A 20,404-nucleotide genomic window follows, 5' to 3' on the forward strand; every position below is an offset into this window, starting at 1 on the left:
CACTCTAGACTGTTTAATTCATAGCTAGGCGGCAAGCGAAGGCATTACAAAGGTATATATAAGTATGTAACTACCTAGCCAAGCACAACCAACAGCACTAAGAATTTAAATAGGAGTAGTAGAAAAATATGGCAAGTACTGTATATCCATTCAGCCATAATTATGTGATAATGATCGCTTGCGATTGTTCAATATCAAATCATCCGGGAAGTGGTAAATGGATAATATCGAAGTACGCGGCGCACGCACGCATAATCTGAAAAACATCAATCTCGTTATCCCTCGTGACAAACTGATTGTTATTACGGGTTTGTCTGGCTCTGGGAAGTCATCTTTAGCTTTTGATACCCTATATGCCGAGGGTCAGCGCCGCTATGTTGAGTCCCTATCCGCCTATGCACGCCAGTTTCTTTCTTTAATGGAAAAACCGGATGTCGACCATATTGAGGGGCTATCTCCAGCCATTTCGATTGAACAAAAATCGACTTCACATAACCCACGGTCAACTGTCGGGACAATCACTGAAATTCATGATTATCTACGTTTATTATTTGCTCGTGTCGGTGAACCTCGTTGCCCTGATCATGACATACCACTAGCAGCACAAACAGTTAGCCAAATGGTTGACAATGTACTAGCGCAGCCTACCGACCGCCGGATGATGTTATTGGCTCCTGTCGTTAAAGAACGCAAAGGCGAGCACGTTAAGTTACTTGATAACTTAGCAACACAGGGTTATATCCGAGCAAGAATTGATGGCGAAGTCTGCGATCTTTCTGATCCTCCAAAGCTCGAATTACAAAAAAAACACACGATTGAGGTTGTTGTCGACCGCTTTAAAATTCGTGATGATATCGCCCAACGTTTAGCCGAATCCTTTGAGACCGCACTCGAGCTTTCCGGTGGTAGTGCTATTGTTGCCGATATGGATGACCCAAGTGCAGAAGAATTGGTTTTTTCTGCTAATTTTGCCTGTTCGGTGTGTGGTTACAGCATGATGGAACTTGAGCCACGGCTGTTTTCCTTTAACAATCCAGCGGGGGCTTGCCCAAGTTGTGATGGCTTAGGTGTTCAGCAGTTCTTTGACCCTGAACGGGTTATCCAAAATACAGAAATATCCCTGTCTGGCGGGGCTATTCGTGGCTGGGATCGCCGTAATTTTTATTATTTTCAAATGATAATGTCATTAGCAGAACATTATAAATTTGACGCAGAAGCGCCATACAGTTCATTAAGTCCTGCTATCCAAAAAATTATTTTATACGGTTCAGGCAAAGAAACGATCGAATTTAAATATCGTAACGACCGTGGCGATGTCACTGTTCGTCGTCACCCATTTGAAGGGGTGCTCAATAATATGGAGCGCCGTTATAAAGAAACAGAATCCACTGCGGTACGTGAAGAACTCGCCAAATACATAAGCAATCGCCCTTGTGTTTCTTGTCACGGAACCCGTTTGCGTAAAGAAGCGCGCTTTGTTTTTGTTGAGAATACAACATTACCTGAAATTGCTGATTACAGCATTGGCCACGCAATGGCGTTTTTCCAAAATCTAAAACTCACGGGTCAACGTGCGCAGATCGCAGAAAAAGTATTAAAAGAAATTGGCGAGCGGCTGAAATTCTTAGTTAATGTGGGGCTTAATTACCTTAGTCTTTCACGTTCTGCGGATACCTTGTCTGGTGGGGAAGCTCAGCGTATTCGTTTGGCAAGCCAGATTGGGGCTGGTTTAGTCGGGGTGATGTATGTTCTTGATGAACCTTCAATCGGCTTACACCAGCGTGATAACGACCGCTTACTCGAAACGTTAATCCACCTGCGTAATCTTGGTAATACTGTTATCGTTGTAGAGCATGACGAAGATGCCATTCGCGCCGCTGATCATGTGATTGATATTGGGCCTGGGGCCGGTGTACATGGTGGGCAAGTTGTCGCTCAAGGCACATTAAATGATATTGTCACGAACCCAGACTCTTTAACCGGTAAGTATTTAAGCGGTGAGCGTAAAATAGAAATCCCTCAGCAACGTGTCCCTATTAACAAAGACAAAATACTCACTGTATTTGGTGCTAAGGGTAACAACCTAAAAAATGTGACGCTAAAAATCCCTGTTGGTCTATTTACTTGTATCACAGGGGTATCAGGCTCTGGTAAATCAACACTAATTAACGATACTTTATTCCCTATAGCTCAACGCCAACTAAATGGTGCAACAACCATTACTCCAGCCCCTTATTTGGATGTAGAAGGTATAGAACATTTCGATAAAGTTATCGATATTGACCAAAGCCCTATTGGCCGTACGCCTCGTTCAAACCCTGCCACCTATACGGGGGTGTTTACACCAATTCGTGAGCTATTTGCCGGTGTTCCTGAGTCAAGAACACGTGGTTACAACCCGGGGCGCTTTAGTTTCAACGTCAAAGGTGGGCGCTGTGAGGCATGCCAAGGTGATGGGGTTATTAAAGTAGAAATGCACTTTCTGCCTGATGTGTATGTCCCTTGCGACCAATGTAAAGGCAAACGCTATAACCGTGAAACGTTAGAAATCAAATACAAAGGGAAAAGTATTCATGAAGTCCTCGATATGACAATCGAAGAGTCTCGTGAATTTTTTGATGCCGTCCCAGCACTCGCTCGTAAGCTACAAACCCTGATGGACGTAGGTTTATCCTATATTCGTCTTGGCCAATCCGCGACCACATTATCCGGTGGTGAAGCCCAACGAGTAAAACTCGCCAAAGAGCTATCTAAACGGGGTACTGGGCAAACTATTTATATTTTAGATGAACCAACAACGGGTCTGCATTTTGCTGATATTCAACAGTTATTAGCTGTTTTACATCAGTTACGTGACCAAGGAAACACCATCGTTGTCATTGAACATAACCTTGATGTGATTAAAACGGCAGATTGGATTGTCGACTTAGGCCCTGAAGGTGGTAGTGGTGGTGGTGAAATTTTAATTTCCGGCACTCCTGAAGAAGTCGCTGAGTGTGAAAAATCACATACTGCAAGGTTTTTAAAGCCTATTTTAGAGCGCGGTTATTAAAAACTAAAGGCACAGGGAAAGCCGCCATGGCTTTCCCTTCATATCATCTGTATTCTTTCTAACCTAACGAATAACTAGTTATTAATACAATAATATCAATTAAATCAGTTTATTGTTCATCCGTCCTCAACAATGAACCTAAATCGCATATGGCTTTCAGTGGATAGCTATTAGAACCAGTTTCTGACGGGGTAGCTCATACTTATTTATATCTGACTGCCGAAGAATTATTATTATTGTCTTCAGATCTTTTGTGTTTTATTTGATATTCTGATGTTTTATTGATATTAGCATCGTCATACGACGAATAAATTAAACTGGCGTCGATTATACTGAGTCATTCCTTTGTTGTGAGTTTGGGGTAGTAAAATTACAATGCCCTCTTCCTCTTTTCTGTGGTCGAGATATAACGATGATGATGAACACAAAAATACCGAGAAAAAATACTTATACGCGGCGAAGCCTCATCCCAATTTTATTTCTTGGCATGTTAGGAGTATCTCTTTCATGTGAGTCAGCGGTTGTCGGTACCGCAACACTAAAATTACATGGAGTCATCGATCTCACATCATCGGATCGGGTCGCACAAGAAGTCCAAGGAACCTTAACTGGGGATACCGTCTTAAATGTTGAACCCATTTACGATAATACTGACAGCAAATATTGGTTAGAAACGCTACCATTACTGGGGATCAGTAATAGCCAATCGGGATGCGATTTATCCGGTTTTGGGAGGATACCTTATATGCTTAACGTTATTTATGGTGCCCCATTAGTTAATAGCCAAGGGGGAGTTAACGCGTATCTGGTGCCACAATTGGATTATGATTTAATTATTAGCAAATATTCTAATCGGCTAGAGCCTTCTTACCATGGTACTTTTTTTACCAGAGATAATAGCCCAAAACTCAGCGAAATTTCGAAATCAGGAATCACTGGAGCGTGCTTTTATCCATCAGACAGTTACCGAGCGGTACCTAAAGGTGGGCGAAAAAACCTGACATTATCTGTTTCTCGTCCCCAATTATTATATGTTGATAGTAATTTGCCATCAGGAAAGATGCAGTACAGCAACAATATTCCATTGTATTTTATGACTAGTGGATATAATGCAGCAAGAAGTGCCATTCGTTTAAATATCGATGCTGACATCACCATTTTGCGTTATTGTGAAGTAAGTAATGTGACTAATAGCCAAATTAAACACTCCTTTTTAGATGAAATGCAGTCACTGCATAAATCGTCATTAACAGTCACCTGTAATGGTAGTAAACAAGACACCATCAGAATGATAGCGAAAGCAAAAGACACTGATTACGATGCATCAAACCCCAAAAAATTACTCTTAAAACCTGTTGATAGCACTATGAAATCAGAGGTTTTACCTTGGGTTATTGGTAGCATTTATGAAACTGGAAAATCTATAAATTTAAATTGTAATGACTCCACAAACTCAAGGCTAATGAGTTTCAACGGAGAAGAAATAGACCTTGGTGTAAAGAATACGCAGAAAACCATGTTGTTTGATATTTCTTGGGCACTGTGTCGAACGCCCGAGGTTGCAAGTGGCGAGTATCAAGGTAAAGCAGATTTAGAGTTTTTTATTAAAAGTTAATCGCCATAAAACCAGTTGGAAAGAAGACGTGACGATATTAACGCACGTCTTTTTCATTTTTATTTCAATGAACGCACTTTAATGAAAGTGTTCTGATTGGGTTATCGGCTGTTGGCGGAATATTTTGTAAATCACTAAAATTCACATTACATGATTGCTTATTTTGCGTTCCCCATTGAACACGTAACATGCCAGCATTCGGCAATCCACTCATATACAGCAGGCCGTCATCCCCTACCAACCCAGTATTTTCTTGTGCTAAAGAGTCATCAATTAAAGTGGCAACAGCACCAAATGGAATAATCCCTTTATCATTATTTAGCTGGATAATAGCTTGATAACCAACTCGGGTATCAAAGTTCACTTTCACAATTGCCCCTGCAGTTGGATAAATGTTTTTCGATGTTTGTGTCAATGTCACATCATCTGGGAGAGAATTAACATCTAAACTCACACTGTTTTTTGAGTATTCAGAAAGATAGGGATAAATTGCTTGACCTCTGGAATTGATTTGCGCATTCCCTATAGTTAAGAGAGTTCCTTCTGCACCTTCTGCTTCAACAATAGCAAAACTGTCACTCATACTGCGCCCAAATAATACTCCTCCCGAATAAATTACTAGGCCACCATTAATACCAGCATTCACAGAATTATAACTATTTGAATAATTATATCCTGCTGAAACCGTTCCTTTAGAACCCGCATAATTGGTATAAATACTACCGGAGCTACTTTGGTTTTGATTCCCCCAACTTTGCGAAACCCCATAAGTTAATTTGGAATCTAATAAACTTCCACTTACCCCTACTTGCTGAGTTGTTTTACCTTTATTATCGTGACTAATAGAATAAGTACTGCTGATATTACGTGCAGAAGGTGAATTCGAAAATAAACTAAAAGGTACACTAAGGTTAAAACTGATTTGGCGATTTTCTGGCCACTGTTCGCTATTTTTAGTTCTATCAATGCTGTAATTAATACTGTAGGAAATCCCTTTAATACTCGTATTATAGCCCGCAGAAACTTGAGTCACATTTTGCTCATCATTCCAATACTCATTACGACTTCCAGAAAAATAAAGGTTACCGTAGTTCCCTAGCGGCTGAGAGAGTGATGCAGAATATTGTCGGCGTTCCTGTATCCCCGTCCAAGGGGCGACATCCTCAATATACCGATAGTTGTAATTATTAAAATTATTAAAAGTGTAATAATCCTTCGATGTATAATGTGTCCCTGACAAATCAATAGACGTATTCGTCATCGCAATATTTTTTGCGTAACGTAAACGATAAGCTTGTGCTCGATGTGTTTGGTGATCTAAAGTCGCCTGTGCATGGGTAATATCGGCAGAAATCGCACCAATATCCCCCATTGAAAAGCCTATCCCAGAAATACCGGACCAATAATCTTGCGCCGCAATAATTCCCCCATAAGCCGTAATATTATTTGGCAGGCCATAGATGCCGCTTGCCAAAAGAAAATCAGATTCTTTTGACCCTACGGTCACGCCGCCATCATAGCGACCCGTAGTAAGTTCATACTGCCATCCGCCAGGGCGTTGCATAATCGGCAAAGAAGAAAAAGCGACAGTAAATGTCCGCTCAGAACCATCTTCTTCTTTTACCGTGACATCTAGTGCGCCAGAATTACTCCCTGTAGCGAGGTCTTGAATATTAAACGGCCCAGGAGGAACATAGGTTTGGTAAACAATATAACCATTTTGGCGAACAGTGATTTGGGCATTTGACTGTGCAATCCCTTTGATATCTGGAGCAAAACCACGGAGGCTACTCGGTAACATCTGGTCATTAGAGCTTAATTGTACACCTTTGAATGGAATCGAATTAAATAGCTCGCCACGTGTGCTACTTTCACCAACCAAGAATTCTGAACGTATACTATACAAGCTGCGAGAAACAGCTGTATTTGAAAAATGAGTTTTTGTTTGGTTTCTTCTGGTGCCGTTACCATGCTGCCGGTTATCCGTATGAGCAAGGCTAGAACGAAGCCGCCATGCACCGACGTTAAAACCACTATTAAGGTTAATAAATAAGCTATCGCTCTTTTGCTTTCCCGATGAAGAGTGGCTATTTGTTGAATGATTTCCCGTTATTATATAGTTCGTTTTTAAAGCCGTAATACCATCATCAAGTAATTCTTGGGGAATATAGCCTTCCGCCGCATTATCCATCGCAACTTGAGGAATACTGATGTTCACACTAAGTGCTGATAACTGTGTATTAACACTGGCACCCTCAATATAATCTGCAAGCTCTGTAATAACATAATCCTGAGGCAACCCCCTTAATTTAGGGATAGCATCAATTTTTACACCGAAAGAAGATAGCAATTCAATGGTTAATTCAGGTACCACATCATTATGTTTATTTAAAATGAAGTTAAGAAGGCGCTCACCTTTAGGTTGCTGATTAACGAAAACTTGTAAAGTATATTCACCCGTAGGAACGCTATTTTCTTTTGAAAATTGACTAAGATTGACATCATTTACATCAATGCCAAGCTGTTCATTGAGTAGATTGGGGTCAAAATACTCATCACCGAAACTCATAACAGGTAATAGAATTAACGAGGATAATAAACCAATTTTAAAATGAGGTAACGTCATGATAAATCCATCGTATGTGTGCCGCCATTGAGCCATTAGCAATGGTAAAATTTAATAATTATTTTAGTAAGCTTGTTTTTTGTTTTGTTGGTAATAAATACTCATCTAAAAGTGCCCATGAAATAGAGCCTGATGGTAAATTACTATAATGAAATCGTTGTTCTGAAAAAGGCGGAACAGAAAGAAAAAGTACCTCTTCATCAAAACGATGTCCATTTATTGACAAGTTATCAAAAGTCGCATAAATAGGGCTATTATTTCTAACGATTAATGTATTCTTTTCGCGTTGAAATGAGAGTTTTTCAGTAACCTCTTCTAATGTAATGCTTTTTAGGTGTTCTGGTCGGTAATACACTTTAAATAATAAAGAACGCGTAACGGTAAACTGCAAAGATTGCTCACTCTGCCGTTCCGTTGATGGGATCGCCTTTAATTGAACTAAAAAAACACTCTCCCGATCCGATGGTAAACTCTGGGTTTTACCAGTAAACATAACCCGCCAGCTATAATATTCATCACCATTTAGTTTATGTAGGGGCGGGGTGACAATAAAAGGGATTTTTTCATTTTTATTGAGAATATTAATACCTGTTTTTTCATCAAGCCACTGCATATTAGTCTGGATTAAATAAGGAAAAGTACTGGTATTGCGTAAACTGATAGAAATACTTTTATCACCAGCAATGTAAGTGAGCCGCTGTAGTGAAAATTTCAAGTTATCAGAATCAGCTTTAAGCGAAAAATGGGTCATAAAGCCCATAACCAAAATTAAACAGCTCAAAAATTTTAATCGTTTGAAAATATATTGATTCTGCAATCTCATATTACTTCACCGATGAAAGAGCTACAGGATAATAAAAAACATCAGATAACCCACCGAAATCGTTGATCATTTGCCAACTAGCTGTCTTGATTTTACTGTCAACACCTTTAATAGTTGTTTGGTTAAATGGCGGTAATATCAGGCTTTTTTTATAATCTTGCTGGTTTATTTTTATATTTACAGCAGTAAGGTAATACGGTGTTGGGTTATTAAACTGCCACTCATTACCTTTTGCTACCAACTTCACCTGCTTAAATATATCTGAGTTCGGGACAGCTAAATGATTGGGCCGATATAAGACCTTAATGATGATATTAGTAACAAAGGTAAGTTTTGCATTGTTTTTTTCAGCATTAGGCTGTTGTGTTGAAGGAATTGCTCGAGTATAAAGATAAAAAAGTGATTCTTTATCCGTTGGTAATTGTTTCTTATTATTGACCAATATTTTTGCACTAAATTTGCTTTTTGCATCTAAGCGAAATAATGGCGGTGTTACGATGAAAAAAGGTGACCTTTCTCCTTCTAATTCATTCGTGATAGCTGTTTGAATTAAGTATGGTGAATTATCATCATTAAGAATGCTAAAAACTTGACTAGTACTATCACTGTTTATAATAACCCTCGTTTGGTCTAAACGAATGCCTGCCCCAAGAGCCGTCTGGCTTAAGCATAATGTAAATACCAACAATAACAGTGCAACTAATCTCTTCATATTATCTCAGTTAATCCACAATAAAAGAAAATGTGATGGTAGATTGAAAATTACCGACTTGTGGCTCACAGAGGCCATTCGATGCACATCTCACATACGTATAGAGTGTTTTATCGAGTTTATTCGCATCGATTTGAGTCCAAACATTCGATTCTTTTTCCACAAAATCACTAATATTCATTGAATTTGCAACATTGTCATTTTCAGAAAAACTAATCCCAAACCCTTTCATAGGGTCATCGATAAAGGTTACTGTATCAAGATAATTCTTCGGTGAAATTTTCACATAAGAATTAGTAAAATTTTTAGTTAAACAGTCAGATAACGATATTTTTATAGGAATCGGTTGGACTTTGTTAGTTTGAATATCTGAGTATGTTATGTTACCAAAATCAACTTCATTGGTAGATGTACCAACAACTGATATTTTACACATCTGTGAAATAATTTTCACATTAAAATCAAATTCTGCATTATTATTCGATAATGCAGAATTTGAAATTAATAACAGACTAAATAGAACAAAGTTAAATATTAATTTCATTATTCTTCTCATGGCTGCAAAAAGGTAAAAACAATAGCAGCGCTGAGTTTTCCTGGTTGTATAGCAGCGTCACCTAATTTAACAACTTGAGCTTCAAAATGTTTTTCATTGTCCCCATTTTGAATCGGAAAATTAATAACACTTTCTTGGTTCGTAAAATTAATTGCCGTACAATTTTTTTTCACACTATCACATTGTAAAAAGCTAAATGCCGCATTTGTCGTATTATTTTTGGGTGAAAGTTTACCATCAATGATCTGTGATTGGTTATCTGCCATCATTGTGACCTGTAGGTCAGGTAGTACTTCAGTATTATAGTCTTGGCATTGGTACTCGACTGAAAAAGGTTCAACTGGCGTTGTATTACCTATATTACTAATATCTTTTACTGTCAGCGCCCTAGAAAAATTGACTACTTTATGACTAAAAGTAAATGCGCATGTCCCTTTCGAAACATGACCTTTGACGATAAGGTCAATATAAGTGTCTTGTTCTGTTATCGAATAAGCAGAGGTATATACCGCACTCAAAGAAAAAGTACAAACGCAGCAAATTATACATTTAAGGAAACTGTGCTTTAAACTCATTCGTTCCACCTAAATCAGTAATAGCGCGCCAAATAACAGTCCCTTTTTGCATGTGAGATGAAATAGGGTAAGTTAATGATGAATATGGAGCGATCGTGGTATTTCCTTTTTCCATACTCATATCAACTCTTTGCTTATTAATAGTAATTTGTGCAAGGTTAACATAATAAGGAGAGTCGTTAATCACTTTTAATTGATTTCCCTTAGTTTGAAATGCTAACTGCTTTTGTGCCTCATCCGAGGTTATCTTCAAGTTTTTTGGGCGATAAAAAACCTTAATGACATGGTCATAACCAATATTTAAGCCGTCACCATCTACTTTCCCAGTTTGACCTGCAATCATTGTGGCATGAAAAAAGAATAGTGATTCCCTATCGCTAGGTAGGTTATTGCTTTTTTCTAAAACCCTAACTTCATGTCGAGAATTTGGCGATATTTTAAATACAGGAGGTGTTGTTTCAAATGGTACATTTCGATCATTATTTTCAGAGGTAATAAAAGTTCGTGTTAAATATGAAACTTGGGATTGACTGTTTTTTATAGCTATAGATACGCTTTTCTCCCCTTGAGGGTAAACAATACGTGTTGCATCTAAGCTCACTCCCTCCGCTAAAGACAATATCGGAGCTAACAATAAGAATAAACTCAAGCTAAATGAAGTGGAGAGGCGGCAAATTTTTAGTTTCATGTTGTTACCTTAATAGACAAAGTCCCAAAAAGGGACCTTGTGAATATCGCTATATCTAATTTAGCATAATATTAAGTATTTTTAATCTGTACTTTTAATTATAAGATACAGTAAAGGTAACAGGGACTTTTAAGCTATCACCCTCAGTTGCTTGATTAACCATAATCAGTCGCGCTTGCATTGGGATATTAGCAAAACCATCTTTAGCTATAGTATCTACAACTGTCATTTGGGTTTCTTTATTTGGTAAAATATCCTGAGCTTTATTATCTGCATCTAATGCTTTTAATTCAACAGCAAGAGATTTAGCCGCCGAGTTAGCAAATAATGAAGGGTTAAATGGTGATGCTGCTCCTGATGCATGAACAAATACAGTTGAATCACCCGCGTCTGCAGCCGAACATTCTGTTAATGTTAAATGGAAGTTTTTAGTTTCACCAATTGCATTTCCTTTAGTTGCATTTGCTAAATCTTGGGTTGTAAATACCCCCCAATTAACCATAGCACCTTCCGTTGTTGATGATACATTGCAGCTTGCCGCACGCACTAAGGCTTCAAATGTGATGGTCGCAGCTTGGTTTTCAGCAAATGCAGCTGGTACAGCTAATGTTGATGCAATGATAAGTGCTGGAGCAATTTTATTTAATAAAGTCATGTGTGTGTCTCTCATATTAAAATTTAATTCGGAATAGTCTTAAACGCTAGTTTTTAAATAATTAGCAAACATAAAAACCAGAAATAATAATAAATATGGTTTATATCGCTTCATTTGATGGGATTATAATACGAATGTTGTTTTCGAAAATAAACGTGAAGTGTGTAAGAAAGCTCAGATTAAGTGTGAATAATTTTTAAAAAAAACAAGTAATCAAACCCAAATAAGTAAATTTTATCAATACATTACCAAAATTGAACTGAAACATCTGATCACATTTAGTGAGTAAATACTTAAGAACTACTCATATATGGGACACTATTTTTCGTCTCAGTGATCAGGTAATGGCTGTTATTACAGATAAAAGATAAAAAAAACGCAGGGCTCAGCCTGCGTTTATTGAATAACTTCCTTTATGGGTAAATAACTATTGGCTAACCGCAGCAAATGCTTCGACAATGCGTTTCACATTATGACGATTGACCCCAGCCATACAAACACGGCCAGTTCCCACTAGATAAACTGCAAATTCGTCTTTTAGGCGAGTAACCTGTTGTTGTGAAAAACCCGTATAGCTAAACATACCGCGTTGTTTTAACAAATGGTCAAAGTTTTGCTCAGGTAAAGCTTTCTTCAGTTCATCAACCAGCACTGTACGCATATCTAAAATACGTAAACGCATTTCTTCCACTTCCGCTAACCATTTCGCTTTTTCTGCGCTGTTGGTCAATACGGCAGCCACAATTTTGGCACCATTTGATGGAGGACTTGAATATAGACGGCGCACGCCTGCTTTAAGCTGACCTAATACGCGGTCACGCTCATCTGGGTTTTCGCAAATAACTGATAACCCACCCGCACGCTCACCGTAAATACCAAAGATTTTAGAAAATGAGTTGCTAACAAATACAGGTAACCCTGCTTTGACCATAGTTCTAATCGCGTAGGCGTCTTCGTTGATACCTTCGGCAAAACCTTGGTAAGCGATATCCAAGAATGGGATTAGTTTATGTTCAATCGCCACTTTAGTAACTTCATCCCATTGGGCTGGTGTTAAGTCAGAACCCGTTGGGTTATGGCAGCATGGGTGCATTAAAATGATGCTATTTGCAGGCAATTTTTTGAACGTTGCCAACATTTCATCGAATTTAACACCTTTGGTTTTTTCATCGAAATACGGGTAATAGTGAACTTTTGTGCCAGCACCGGAGAAAATAGACGCGTGATTTTCCCAAGTTGGGTCGCTGCACCAAACCTCTGAATCAGGATAGTACTGGTGTAGGAAATCCGCACCAATTTTTAATGCGCCAGAACCACCAATAGTTTGCACGGTTGCAATACGCTCTTGAGCGATCAGTGGGCAATCTTCGCCAAATACTAGTTTTTGCAGTTCAAGGCGGTAATCTTTCAAGCCTTCCATCGGCAAATACAACGACGCACTGGCAGGGAGTTTGTTTAATGTAGCTTTCGCAGTACCAACAGTACCCAGTTCAGGCGTTTTACCTTCACCATCGTAGTAAAGACCGATACTCAAGTTAATTTTATTTTCACGAGTATCTTTATTAAATTCATCCATCAACGACAAAATTGGGTCGCCCGGATACGCATCAACATGTTGGAACACAGGACATCTCCTAATCATTATTTAGCATTATTTCGTTTTGTTGTTTGAAAATAACCCTTTGCTAACTATTCGTCTACATATTCCATCGCAACTCGTGAGGTTAATTTTGTGAGTAACTCATAGTTAATGATGCCTGTTTGTGCGGCAATTTCTTCAACTGGTAGACCATTGCCCCACAAAATAACGTCATCCCCCACTTTATCTTCGGCATTTGGCCCTAAATCCACGACAGTCATATCCATAGAAATACGCCCAATAATTGGTACTTTTCGTCCATTAATTAACACTGGCGTGCCAGAAGGGACATTACGCGGATAACCATCACCGTAGCCGATTGCGACAACCCCCAACCGTGTATCCCTATCGCTACACCATGTTTCACCATAACCGACGCACTGACCAGCAAAATGCTCCCTAACCGCAATTAAAGATGACTTTAATGTCATCACTGGTAATAAACCGAAACTATCTGCACTTTTCCCCTCTTGTGGGGATGCCCCGTACATCATGATCCCCGGTCTTACCCAATCATAATGCGCTTCTGGCCAGAGTAAGATCCCTGCGGATGCAGCGATGGATTTTTCACCGTCTTTGCCTGCTATAAACTGTTTAAAGCAAGCTATCTGATTTGCGGTTGTAGAAAGGAGTGGAGCATCAGCTTGGCAAAAATGACTGACGATATTGATAGGAAGCTTAACATTTTTACAACGTTGCAGCCGTTGGTAAAAACCTTCTGCATCTTTTGGTAGCACGCCAAGACGATGCATTCCCGTATCTAGCTTCATCCAAACTTTCAGTGGGTGTGGAAGGTCGGCCGCTTCCAACATTGCCAGTTGCTCTACACAGTGGATAACAGTATCGATACGCTGTGCAGCCATCACAAGCAAGTCAGATTGCTCGAAGAAACCTTCTAATAAAACAATAGGTTTAGTAATACCATGCTGCCTGAGCAATAAAGCTTCATTGAGCCTCGCTACGCCAAAGCCATCCACCAGCTCTTGAACTGCGATACCGACTCCAGCTAATCCATGACCATAAGCGTTTGCTTTAACAACTGCAATCAATTGGCTATTTGGAGCGATGCTTTTCACCCGTTGCAAGTTGTGTCGCAGAGCGCGGCGGTTTATCAATGCGGTTGCCGCTTTCATTATTTCCTCGTTGTTTCTCTCTAATTTGGCCAAAAATTAAGCTGCACGTTGGCAGCTCAATATATTCTCTATTTGTTATACGCTAAAAAATATCAATTTCCATTCGATATTATTTTTATGGATCATTTAATTTTAATACTCTAGCCAATACTCTAAATAGTTTGGGTTGTCGCTAGGCGGCGATTGAGCTAAGCCTAGGAGCGTACATAAGTATGTGACTTGCGTAGCTGAGTGTAGCCAGCACCGCGACAGCGCAAAAATATGACGAGTAGAACTATTTAATCTTAATACTCTAGCCAATACTCTAAATAATTTGGGTTGTCGCTAGGCGGCGATTGAGCTAAGCCTAGGAGCATACATAAGTATGTGACTAGGATTAGGGAATGAAGCCAACACCGCGACAGCGCAAAATATGACGAGTATTTAGTCTTCGTCGTTATACGCAGGCCCCGCGTAATTATCAAAGCGCGACCATTGACCATTAAAGGTCAAACGTACCGTACCAATGGGACCATTACGTTGCTTACCAAGGATAATTTCAGCGACACCCTTGAGTTCGCTGTTATCGTGATAAACCTCATCACGGTAGATAAACATAATCAAGTCGGCATCCTGCTCAATAGACCCCGATTCACGTAAGTCAGAGTTAACAGGGCGTTTATCGGCGCGTTGCTCAAGGCTACGGTTTAACTGAGATAGCGCAACAACAGGGACATTTAACTCTTTGGCTAGTGCCTTAAGGGAACGAGATATTTCGGCAATTTCAAGAGTACGGTTATCGGAAAGTGCAGGAACACGCATCAATTGAAGGTAGTCAATCATGATCAAACTTAACCCACCGTGCTCACGGTAAATACGCCGCGCACGAGATCGCACCTCCGTCGGCGTCAGGCCTGAGGAGTCATCGATATACATATTGCGCTTTTCCATCAAGATGCCCATGGTGCTTGAAATTCGCGCCCAATCCTCATCATCTAACTGCCCAGTACGAATACGAGTTTGGTCAACACGGGATAATGATGCCAACATACGCATCATGATTTGGTTACCTGGCATCTCCAAACTGAAAATAAGCACCGGTTTTTCCTCGGTCATTGCCGCATTTTCGCACAAGTTCATCGCAAAAGTAGTTTTCCCCATTGATGGACGTGCGGCAACAATAATTAAGTCAGAGCCTTGCAACCCAGCTGTTTTTTTATCGAGATCTTGATAGCCAGTAGAAACCCCTGTCACCCCATCGTGCGGTTGCTGATAGAGTTGTTCAATCTTTTCAACGGTTTCAGATAAAATGGCTTCGATGCCTTTTGGCCCTTCGTCTTTATTAGCCCGTGATTCTGCGATTTGGAAAACTTTAGTTTCCGCAAAATCGAGGAGATCTTCACTACTACGCCCTTGAGGATCATAACCCGCATCCGCAATATCATTAGCAACAGAGATCATATCACGCACAATCGCACGTTCGCGGACGATGTCAGCATAAGCATTAATATTCGCCGCACTTGGGGTATTTTTCGATAACTCTGCTAAGTAAGCAAAGCCCCCAACACTATCCAGTTCACCTTGTTGTTCAAGGGATTCTGATAAGGTGATTAAGTCAATGGGCTTGCCCTGCTCAAGCAGGATCTGCATTTGTGCGAAAATAGTACGGTGGGGACGGCTAAAAAAGTCGGCATGAGTGACTCGTTCAGAGACGGTATCCCAACGCTCATTATCTAACATTAACCCCCCTAAAACAGATTGCTCCGCCTCAAGGGAATGCGGTGGAAGCTTCAAACCTTCCATTTGGTGATCCCGGGGGGCATCTGTTTTAAAATTCGATGAGGGTTTTTTAGCCATACATTTGCATCCAAGTCTATAATTAACGAACAGCTTCTAGTATACGCCAATCTGATTTTTGTTGTGGCATTCTTTGCACCTTCACGCGAGAGAATTGCCTGATAACGCTTTCAACAAAAAGCACAAACCAATAATTCTTCTGATTGAAAGATGGCGTTATAGTAAACCTATTGATATTGTAAATAAAATGAATAGTCCTTATTGGAGATTGTCATGGCAAAACGTATTGAGTTCGCACAACATGGCGGCGCTGATGTACTTAACTTAGTAGATTATTCCCCAGTAAATCCGGCAGATAACGAAATTCAAATCGAAAACCGTGCTATTGGTATTAACTTTATCGATACCTATGTCCGCAGTGGTTTATATCCTGTCGCTAAACTTCCCAGTGGCCTAGGTACCGAGGCTGCTGGTGTTGTCGTTAAAACCGGAGCTCACGTTACGGGTTTCAAACCGGGCGACCGTGTCGTTTATGCTCAAGGCCCTTTGGGCGCTTATAGCGATGTACATAATGTCCCAGAGAGTGCGGTTGCGCATCTCCCCGATGGGATAACCTTTGAGCAAGCCGCAGCAAGTTCATTAAAGGGGATGACCGTCTATTATTTATTCCATCAAACTTACCAACTTAAGCAAAATGAAGTATTTTTGTTCCATGCCGCAGCGGGGGGTGTGGGCTTAATCGCATGCCAATGGGCAAAAGCATTAGGTGCAAAAATGATCGGTACTGTAGGCTCCGCAGATAAAGCGCTGCGTGCTAAAGAAGCTGGTGCATGGGACGTAATTAATTACCAATCTGAAGATATCGCAGCTCGTGTTAAAGACATCACTCATGGCGAAAAAGTCAATGTGGTTTATGATTCTGTAGGGCAATCCACATGGCTGGCTTCTTTAGATTCACTAAAACGCCGCGGGTTGATGGTAAGTTTTGGTAACGCATCAGGCCCGGTTTCGGGTGTGAATTTAGGGATTTTAAACCAAAAAGGTGGGTTATACGTCACTCGTCCATCACTTGGGGTATATGTCACAAACCGTGCTGAGTTGGACCAAGCCAGCAACGCATTGTTTGACATGATTTTAAGCGGCAATGTGAAGGTAGATGTGCCGCAATCGCAAATTTTTGCTCTGAAAGATGCGCAAAAAGCCCATGAAACAATTGAATCAAGAAAAACCCAAGGCTCGAGCTTGCTTATTCCATAACATAATAAGTAACGCCGAATAGAGCTGAAAAGCACCTTACGGTGCTTTTTTTATAGGTAAAATATGTTACTCACCCCGGGTAACAAACGCCAACGCTTGCTCAACGACCGCTAAATCGGCGCCTTTTTTATGGGCATTCTCACTTAAATGGCGGCGCCATTGGCGAGCACCAGGAATACCTTGAAAAATCCCTAACATATGGCGCGTCATATGACCTAAATAAGCGCCTTTAGTGAGTTCATTTTCAATATATGGATACATTTCTCGTACTGCATCTACCCCATTCGTAATAGGAAAATGCTCACCAAACAATTGGTTATCTACGGCAGTTAAAATCGATGGGTTTTGATACGCTTCACGCCCGACCATTACGCCATCTAAATGTTGAAGATGCTCTTTCGCCTCTTCCAACGTTTTGATACCGCCGTTAATCGCCATAGTTAAATGCGGAAAATCGCGCTTTAATTGATAAACACGCGGGTAATCTAATGGTGGTATTTCACGGTTTTCTTTTGGGCTCAAACCGGATAGCCATGCTTTACGAGCATGGATAATAAACATTTCACAGCCGCCTTGAGTCGAAACTGTTTCAATAAAATCACATAAAAATTGGTAGCTATCTTGCTCATCAATGCCAATACGTGTTTTAACTGTGATCGGAATAGTTGCCGCATCTTTCATTGCTTTCACACAATCAGCCACCAACTGCGCATCCCCCATTAAACAGGCACCAAAACGCCCATTTTGAACGCGATCTGAAGGGCAACCCACATTTAAGTTAACCTCATCGTAGCCACGCTCTTCGGCTAATTTTGCGCATTGAGCTAATGCAGCAGGGTCGCTTCCCCCAAGTTGTAGAGCAACAGGGTGTTCCTCTTCACTAAATGCGAGGTAATCCCCTTTTCCGTAAATAATCGCCCCTGTTGTCACCATTTCAGTATACAACAAGGTATTTTTGCTTAATAAGCGGTGAAAATAACGGCAATGACGATCGGTCCAATCGAGCATTGGCGCAACGGAAAAGCGGTTTAGGTTATGGTAGCCTTGTTTTGGGGTATTTTGATGCATGCTGCTCTTTTGTGTTGATGTTGAAAGCCATTGAATAGCCCCTAACAATGATAAAGGGCCAATAATAAATAAAGGAGAGTATTATAACATAGACCGTTTGGGATGCGATGTATTCGCACAGATATCAATTAAGGCGTGGATGATATAACAATACCCCGATAGGGATTTCTCCGCTATCAGGGGGCATGTCATTTTTCAGTTGCAATCTTTAAGTAAAATCCGAAATTTTGGACAAAATATTTAATTAAGATTAACAACCCAACATATTATTTAGTTTCTGCGCTCATTGTGACAAAATTACCCATACGTGCACTGGTAATGGTGTAGCTATCTGCACCCGCAGCTTTTGCTTTTGCCGCAATAATCGCTTCTGCTGAGTCTAAGGTATCGCTAGTTGCAGTTAAGGTTGCAGCGGAAGCACCAAAAGCCATTACCGATAATACAGAAGCTGCCATTAAAGTTTTAAACATGTTCATAATATAATTCCTTCGTTCGTTATAGGGGGAGGCAACCCGTGTTGCCTTCGATGGAGGTATCATATCGCCAAACCGTATTTAAGTTAAAGCTAATAATATCGCTGTTCATATTCAAATTATTTGAATAATAAAAACGCAATTAAATAAACTCGTTGAAAGAGAATTAAAGTGACCTATCACGTTTTGTGATAGCCTGATTAAATCGTCATTCAGGGTAATAACCCCCCTATTCCATAGGATTTTTATATGTCACTTGGTAATCGAAAACTTCCTCATTTTAAATACCACCCAAACCCTATTGAAACCAAAGCGTTTCTCACTGACAAAACTGTCACCTGTGATTGTTGCCAGCAACTTACAGATATTTATTATGAAAGCCCTTTTTACTCCGTTGAGGATATCAACGCATTTTGCCCTTGGTGTATCGCAAATGGCTCTGCTAGTGCAAAATTCGATGGGGAATTTCAAGACCCAGAATGTGTGGAAGGGATCGATTGTGAATATGATAATAACGGCGAGTTTTTACAGACTATCAACCCCTATCCAAGCGAAATGTTTGATGAGCTAATCAAACGCACCCCTGGTTATCATGGTTGGCAGCAAGAGACTTGGCTGGCTCATTGTAATGAACCCTGTGAATTTATAGGTTACGTTAGTTGGAAAGACATCAAAGATAGGCTCGACGAGTTTGTTTCCCTTGCTGACGATGTGGCTGATTATGGTTTTTCAGTAGAAGAGCTAGCCACTATTTTAGATGAAGATGGAGCCGCACAGGGCTATTTATTCCGTTGTTTACACTGCCAAAAATTACGTTTGCATTTTGATTTCAGCTAATCAATAAAAAGGGCTGCACGAGGCCATATTGGCCTCGCATTGACCTTTAAGGAGCCATCAATTCTACGATTTGCTCTGCAAGCTCTGGGGTTGCAGTAGAGAGCAAGCTCCCTGCAAACATGGCTTGTGTGCGTTCACCATTCAGCCCACAAACCTCACCTCCTGCCTCTCGAATACAAGGAATGAGGGCAGCGCTGTCCCATGGTTTCATTATGGTATCAATCGCACCATGAATACGACCAGATGCAACCATAGCATGTTGGTATGCATCATTTGCAAAAATAAAATCACGCGCTTCGCCCACGATGGCATCAAGATGATAAATTTGCGAGCCTTCAGAAGAATTATAATGACTGCTGTGGATCCCAGATGCACTGATTACAGCTTCTGATAATGATTTAGGGGATTGTTCGCCCAATTTCAGTTGCCGTAACGATTGCCCTGAGCTTTCCAACCAGCAACCTTCCCCTTGAGATGCATAGAACATCATTGATATAGCAGGGAAACTAATGACACTTAGGAGTGGCTCCCCATTTTCAACATAAGCAATTAACGTACTAAAAAGCGGCACACCATAAATAAATGCACGCGTTCCATCAATTGGGTCGATAACCCAACCCGAACTAAACTTTTGCTCACCTTCAAAACCAAATTCTTCACCTAAAACTAAGGTATTAGGTGTACGCTTCGCAAACAGTTCCCTGATTTCTTCTTCAACTCGGATATCCGTTTCAGTCACTACCGAGCGATCGGGTTTATAGTCAAATTTCCCCGCGCTATAGAAAGCTTCTACCGTCATTGTTTTGACTAGTTTAGCGGCTTCAAGTGCGATATCTAACATGAGTATGCTCCTGATTGAAAAAAGAAAACCAGTATAACTGACAGGTCACTCAACCAAAGAGGGTTTAAATGCCTTGTT

17 protein-coding genes are annotated in these 20,404 nt (G+C 40.3%); 4 read left to right on the forward strand and 13 right to left on the reverse strand.

The window, feature by feature from the left end; all coding sequences use genetic code 11:
- Positions 1-217 precede the first annotated feature (217 nt).
- Together uvrA and ACHB7C_RS13510 are read left to right on the forward strand one after the other, a co-directional pair.
- Positions 218-3,052 carry an excinuclease ABC subunit UvrA gene (gene uvrA / locus ACHB7C_RS13505; RefSeq protein ID WP_042848856.1) on the forward strand — a complete coding sequence of 945 codons (2,835 nt, stop codon included), beginning with the start codon at positions 218-220 and terminating at the stop codon, positions 3,050-3,052.
- Between the two features lie 412 nt (positions 3,053-3,464).
- Positions 3,465-4,667, forward strand: a complete 1,203-nt coding sequence (locus ACHB7C_RS13510) for a hypothetical protein (RefSeq protein ID WP_166687583.1) — start codon at positions 3,465-3,467, stop codon at positions 4,665-4,667.
- A 64-nt stretch (positions 4,668-4,731) separates the two neighbouring features.
- Here ACHB7C_RS13510 and ACHB7C_RS13515 read toward each other — a convergent pair whose 3' ends face one another.
- The 10 genes from ACHB7C_RS13515 to dnaB form a co-directional block, all read right to left on the reverse strand.
- Entirely contained in the window at positions 4,732-7,293 is a 2,562-nt protein-coding gene (locus ACHB7C_RS13515) for a fimbria/pilus outer membrane usher protein (RefSeq protein ID WP_349483872.1), read from the reverse strand.
- Positions 7,294-7,351: 58 nt separating this feature from the next.
- Complete coding sequence (locus tag ACHB7C_RS13520) at positions 7,352-8,044, reverse strand: molecular chaperone (protein ID WP_166685914.1); 693 nt, start codon at positions 8,042-8,044, stop codon at positions 7,352-7,354.
- Between the two features lie 73 nt (positions 8,045-8,117).
- Complete coding sequence (locus ACHB7C_RS13525; RefSeq protein WP_349488763.1) at positions 8,118-8,828, reverse strand: molecular chaperone; 711 nt, start codon at positions 8,826-8,828, stop codon at positions 8,118-8,120.
- Between the two features lie 10 nt (positions 8,829-8,838).
- Entirely contained in the window at positions 8,839-9,372 is a 534-nt protein-coding gene (locus ACHB7C_RS13530; RefSeq protein WP_198861120.1) for a fimbrial protein, read from the reverse strand.
- A gap of 8 nt (positions 9,373-9,380) precedes the next feature.
- A complete protein-coding gene (locus ACHB7C_RS13535) occupies positions 9,381-9,959 on the reverse strand; it encodes a fimbrial protein (RefSeq protein WP_166685911.1) in 579 nt (192 codons plus the stop codon).
- Positions 9,934-10,647 carry a molecular chaperone gene (locus tag ACHB7C_RS13540; protein WP_395347575.1) on the reverse strand — a complete coding sequence of 238 codons (714 nt, stop codon included), beginning with the start codon at positions 10,645-10,647 and terminating at the stop codon, positions 9,934-9,936. The genes ACHB7C_RS13535 and ACHB7C_RS13540 overlap by 26 nt, the downstream gene beginning before the upstream one ends.
- Positions 10,648-10,741: 94 nt before the next feature.
- The gene (locus ACHB7C_RS13545; RefSeq protein ID WP_166685909.1) at positions 10,742-11,302 is read right to left on the reverse strand and encodes a fimbrial protein; all 561 of its coding nucleotides are present in this window, start codon (positions 11,300-11,302) and stop codon (positions 10,742-10,744) included.
- 427 nt (positions 11,303-11,729) lie between these two features.
- Complete coding sequence (locus ACHB7C_RS13550; protein ID WP_042848857.1) at positions 11,730-12,926, reverse strand: amino acid aminotransferase; 1,197 nt, start codon at positions 12,924-12,926, stop codon at positions 11,730-11,732.
- Between the two features lie 65 nt (positions 12,927-12,991).
- On the reverse strand, positions 12,992-14,074 hold the full coding sequence (gene alr / locus ACHB7C_RS13555) for an alanine racemase (RefSeq protein WP_042848858.1): 1,083 nt from the start codon (positions 14,072-14,074) through the stop codon (positions 12,992-12,994).
- A 423-nt stretch (positions 14,075-14,497) separates the two neighbouring features.
- Entirely contained in the window at positions 14,498-15,910 is a 1,413-nt protein-coding gene (gene dnaB / locus ACHB7C_RS13560; RefSeq protein WP_042848859.1) for a replicative DNA helicase, read from the reverse strand.
- Between the two features lie 213 nt (positions 15,911-16,123).
- On the opposite strand from dnaB, the gene ACHB7C_RS13565 reads away from it, so the two are divergent.
- Positions 16,124-17,107, forward strand: coding sequence for a quinone oxidoreductase (locus tag ACHB7C_RS13565; RefSeq protein WP_042848860.1), 984 nt, complete (start codon positions 16,124-16,126; stop codon positions 17,105-17,107).
- A gap of 66 nt (positions 17,108-17,173) precedes the next feature.
- Here the strand turns inward: ACHB7C_RS13565 and dusA are convergent, their stop codons facing one another.
- The gene (gene dusA, locus ACHB7C_RS13570) at positions 17,174-18,175 is read right to left on the reverse strand and encodes a tRNA dihydrouridine(20/20a) synthase DusA (protein ID WP_395347579.1); all 1,002 of its coding nucleotides are present in this window, start codon (positions 18,173-18,175) and stop codon (positions 17,174-17,176) included.
- 266 nt (positions 18,176-18,441) lie between these two features.
- Complete coding sequence (locus tag ACHB7C_RS13575) at positions 18,442-18,651, reverse strand: YdgH/BhsA/McbA-like domain containing protein (RefSeq protein WP_042848863.1); 210 nt, start codon at positions 18,649-18,651, stop codon at positions 18,442-18,444.
- A gap of 246 nt (positions 18,652-18,897) precedes the next feature.
- Here ACHB7C_RS13575 and cbrC point away from each other — a divergent pair, with 246 nt between their 5' ends.
- Positions 18,898-19,485, forward strand: coding sequence for a PF03691 family colicin E2 tolerance protein CbrC (gene cbrC / locus ACHB7C_RS13580; RefSeq protein WP_226693416.1), 588 nt, complete (start codon positions 18,898-18,900; stop codon positions 19,483-19,485).
- A gap of 46 nt (positions 19,486-19,531) precedes the next feature.
- Here the strand turns inward: cbrC and ACHB7C_RS13585 are convergent, their stop codons facing one another.
- Positions 19,532-20,326: an inositol monophosphatase family protein gene (locus ACHB7C_RS13585; RefSeq protein ID WP_395347582.1), complete on the reverse strand. Its 795-nt coding sequence runs from the start codon at positions 20,324-20,326 to the stop codon at positions 19,532-19,534.
- Between the last annotated feature and the right edge of the window lie 78 nt (positions 20,327-20,404).

Origin of the sequence: Providencia sp. 2024EL-00732, from assembly GCF_044006275.1 — a bacterium.
Lineage (GTDB): Bacteria > Pseudomonadota > Gammaproteobacteria > Enterobacterales > Enterobacteriaceae > Providencia > Providencia huashanensis.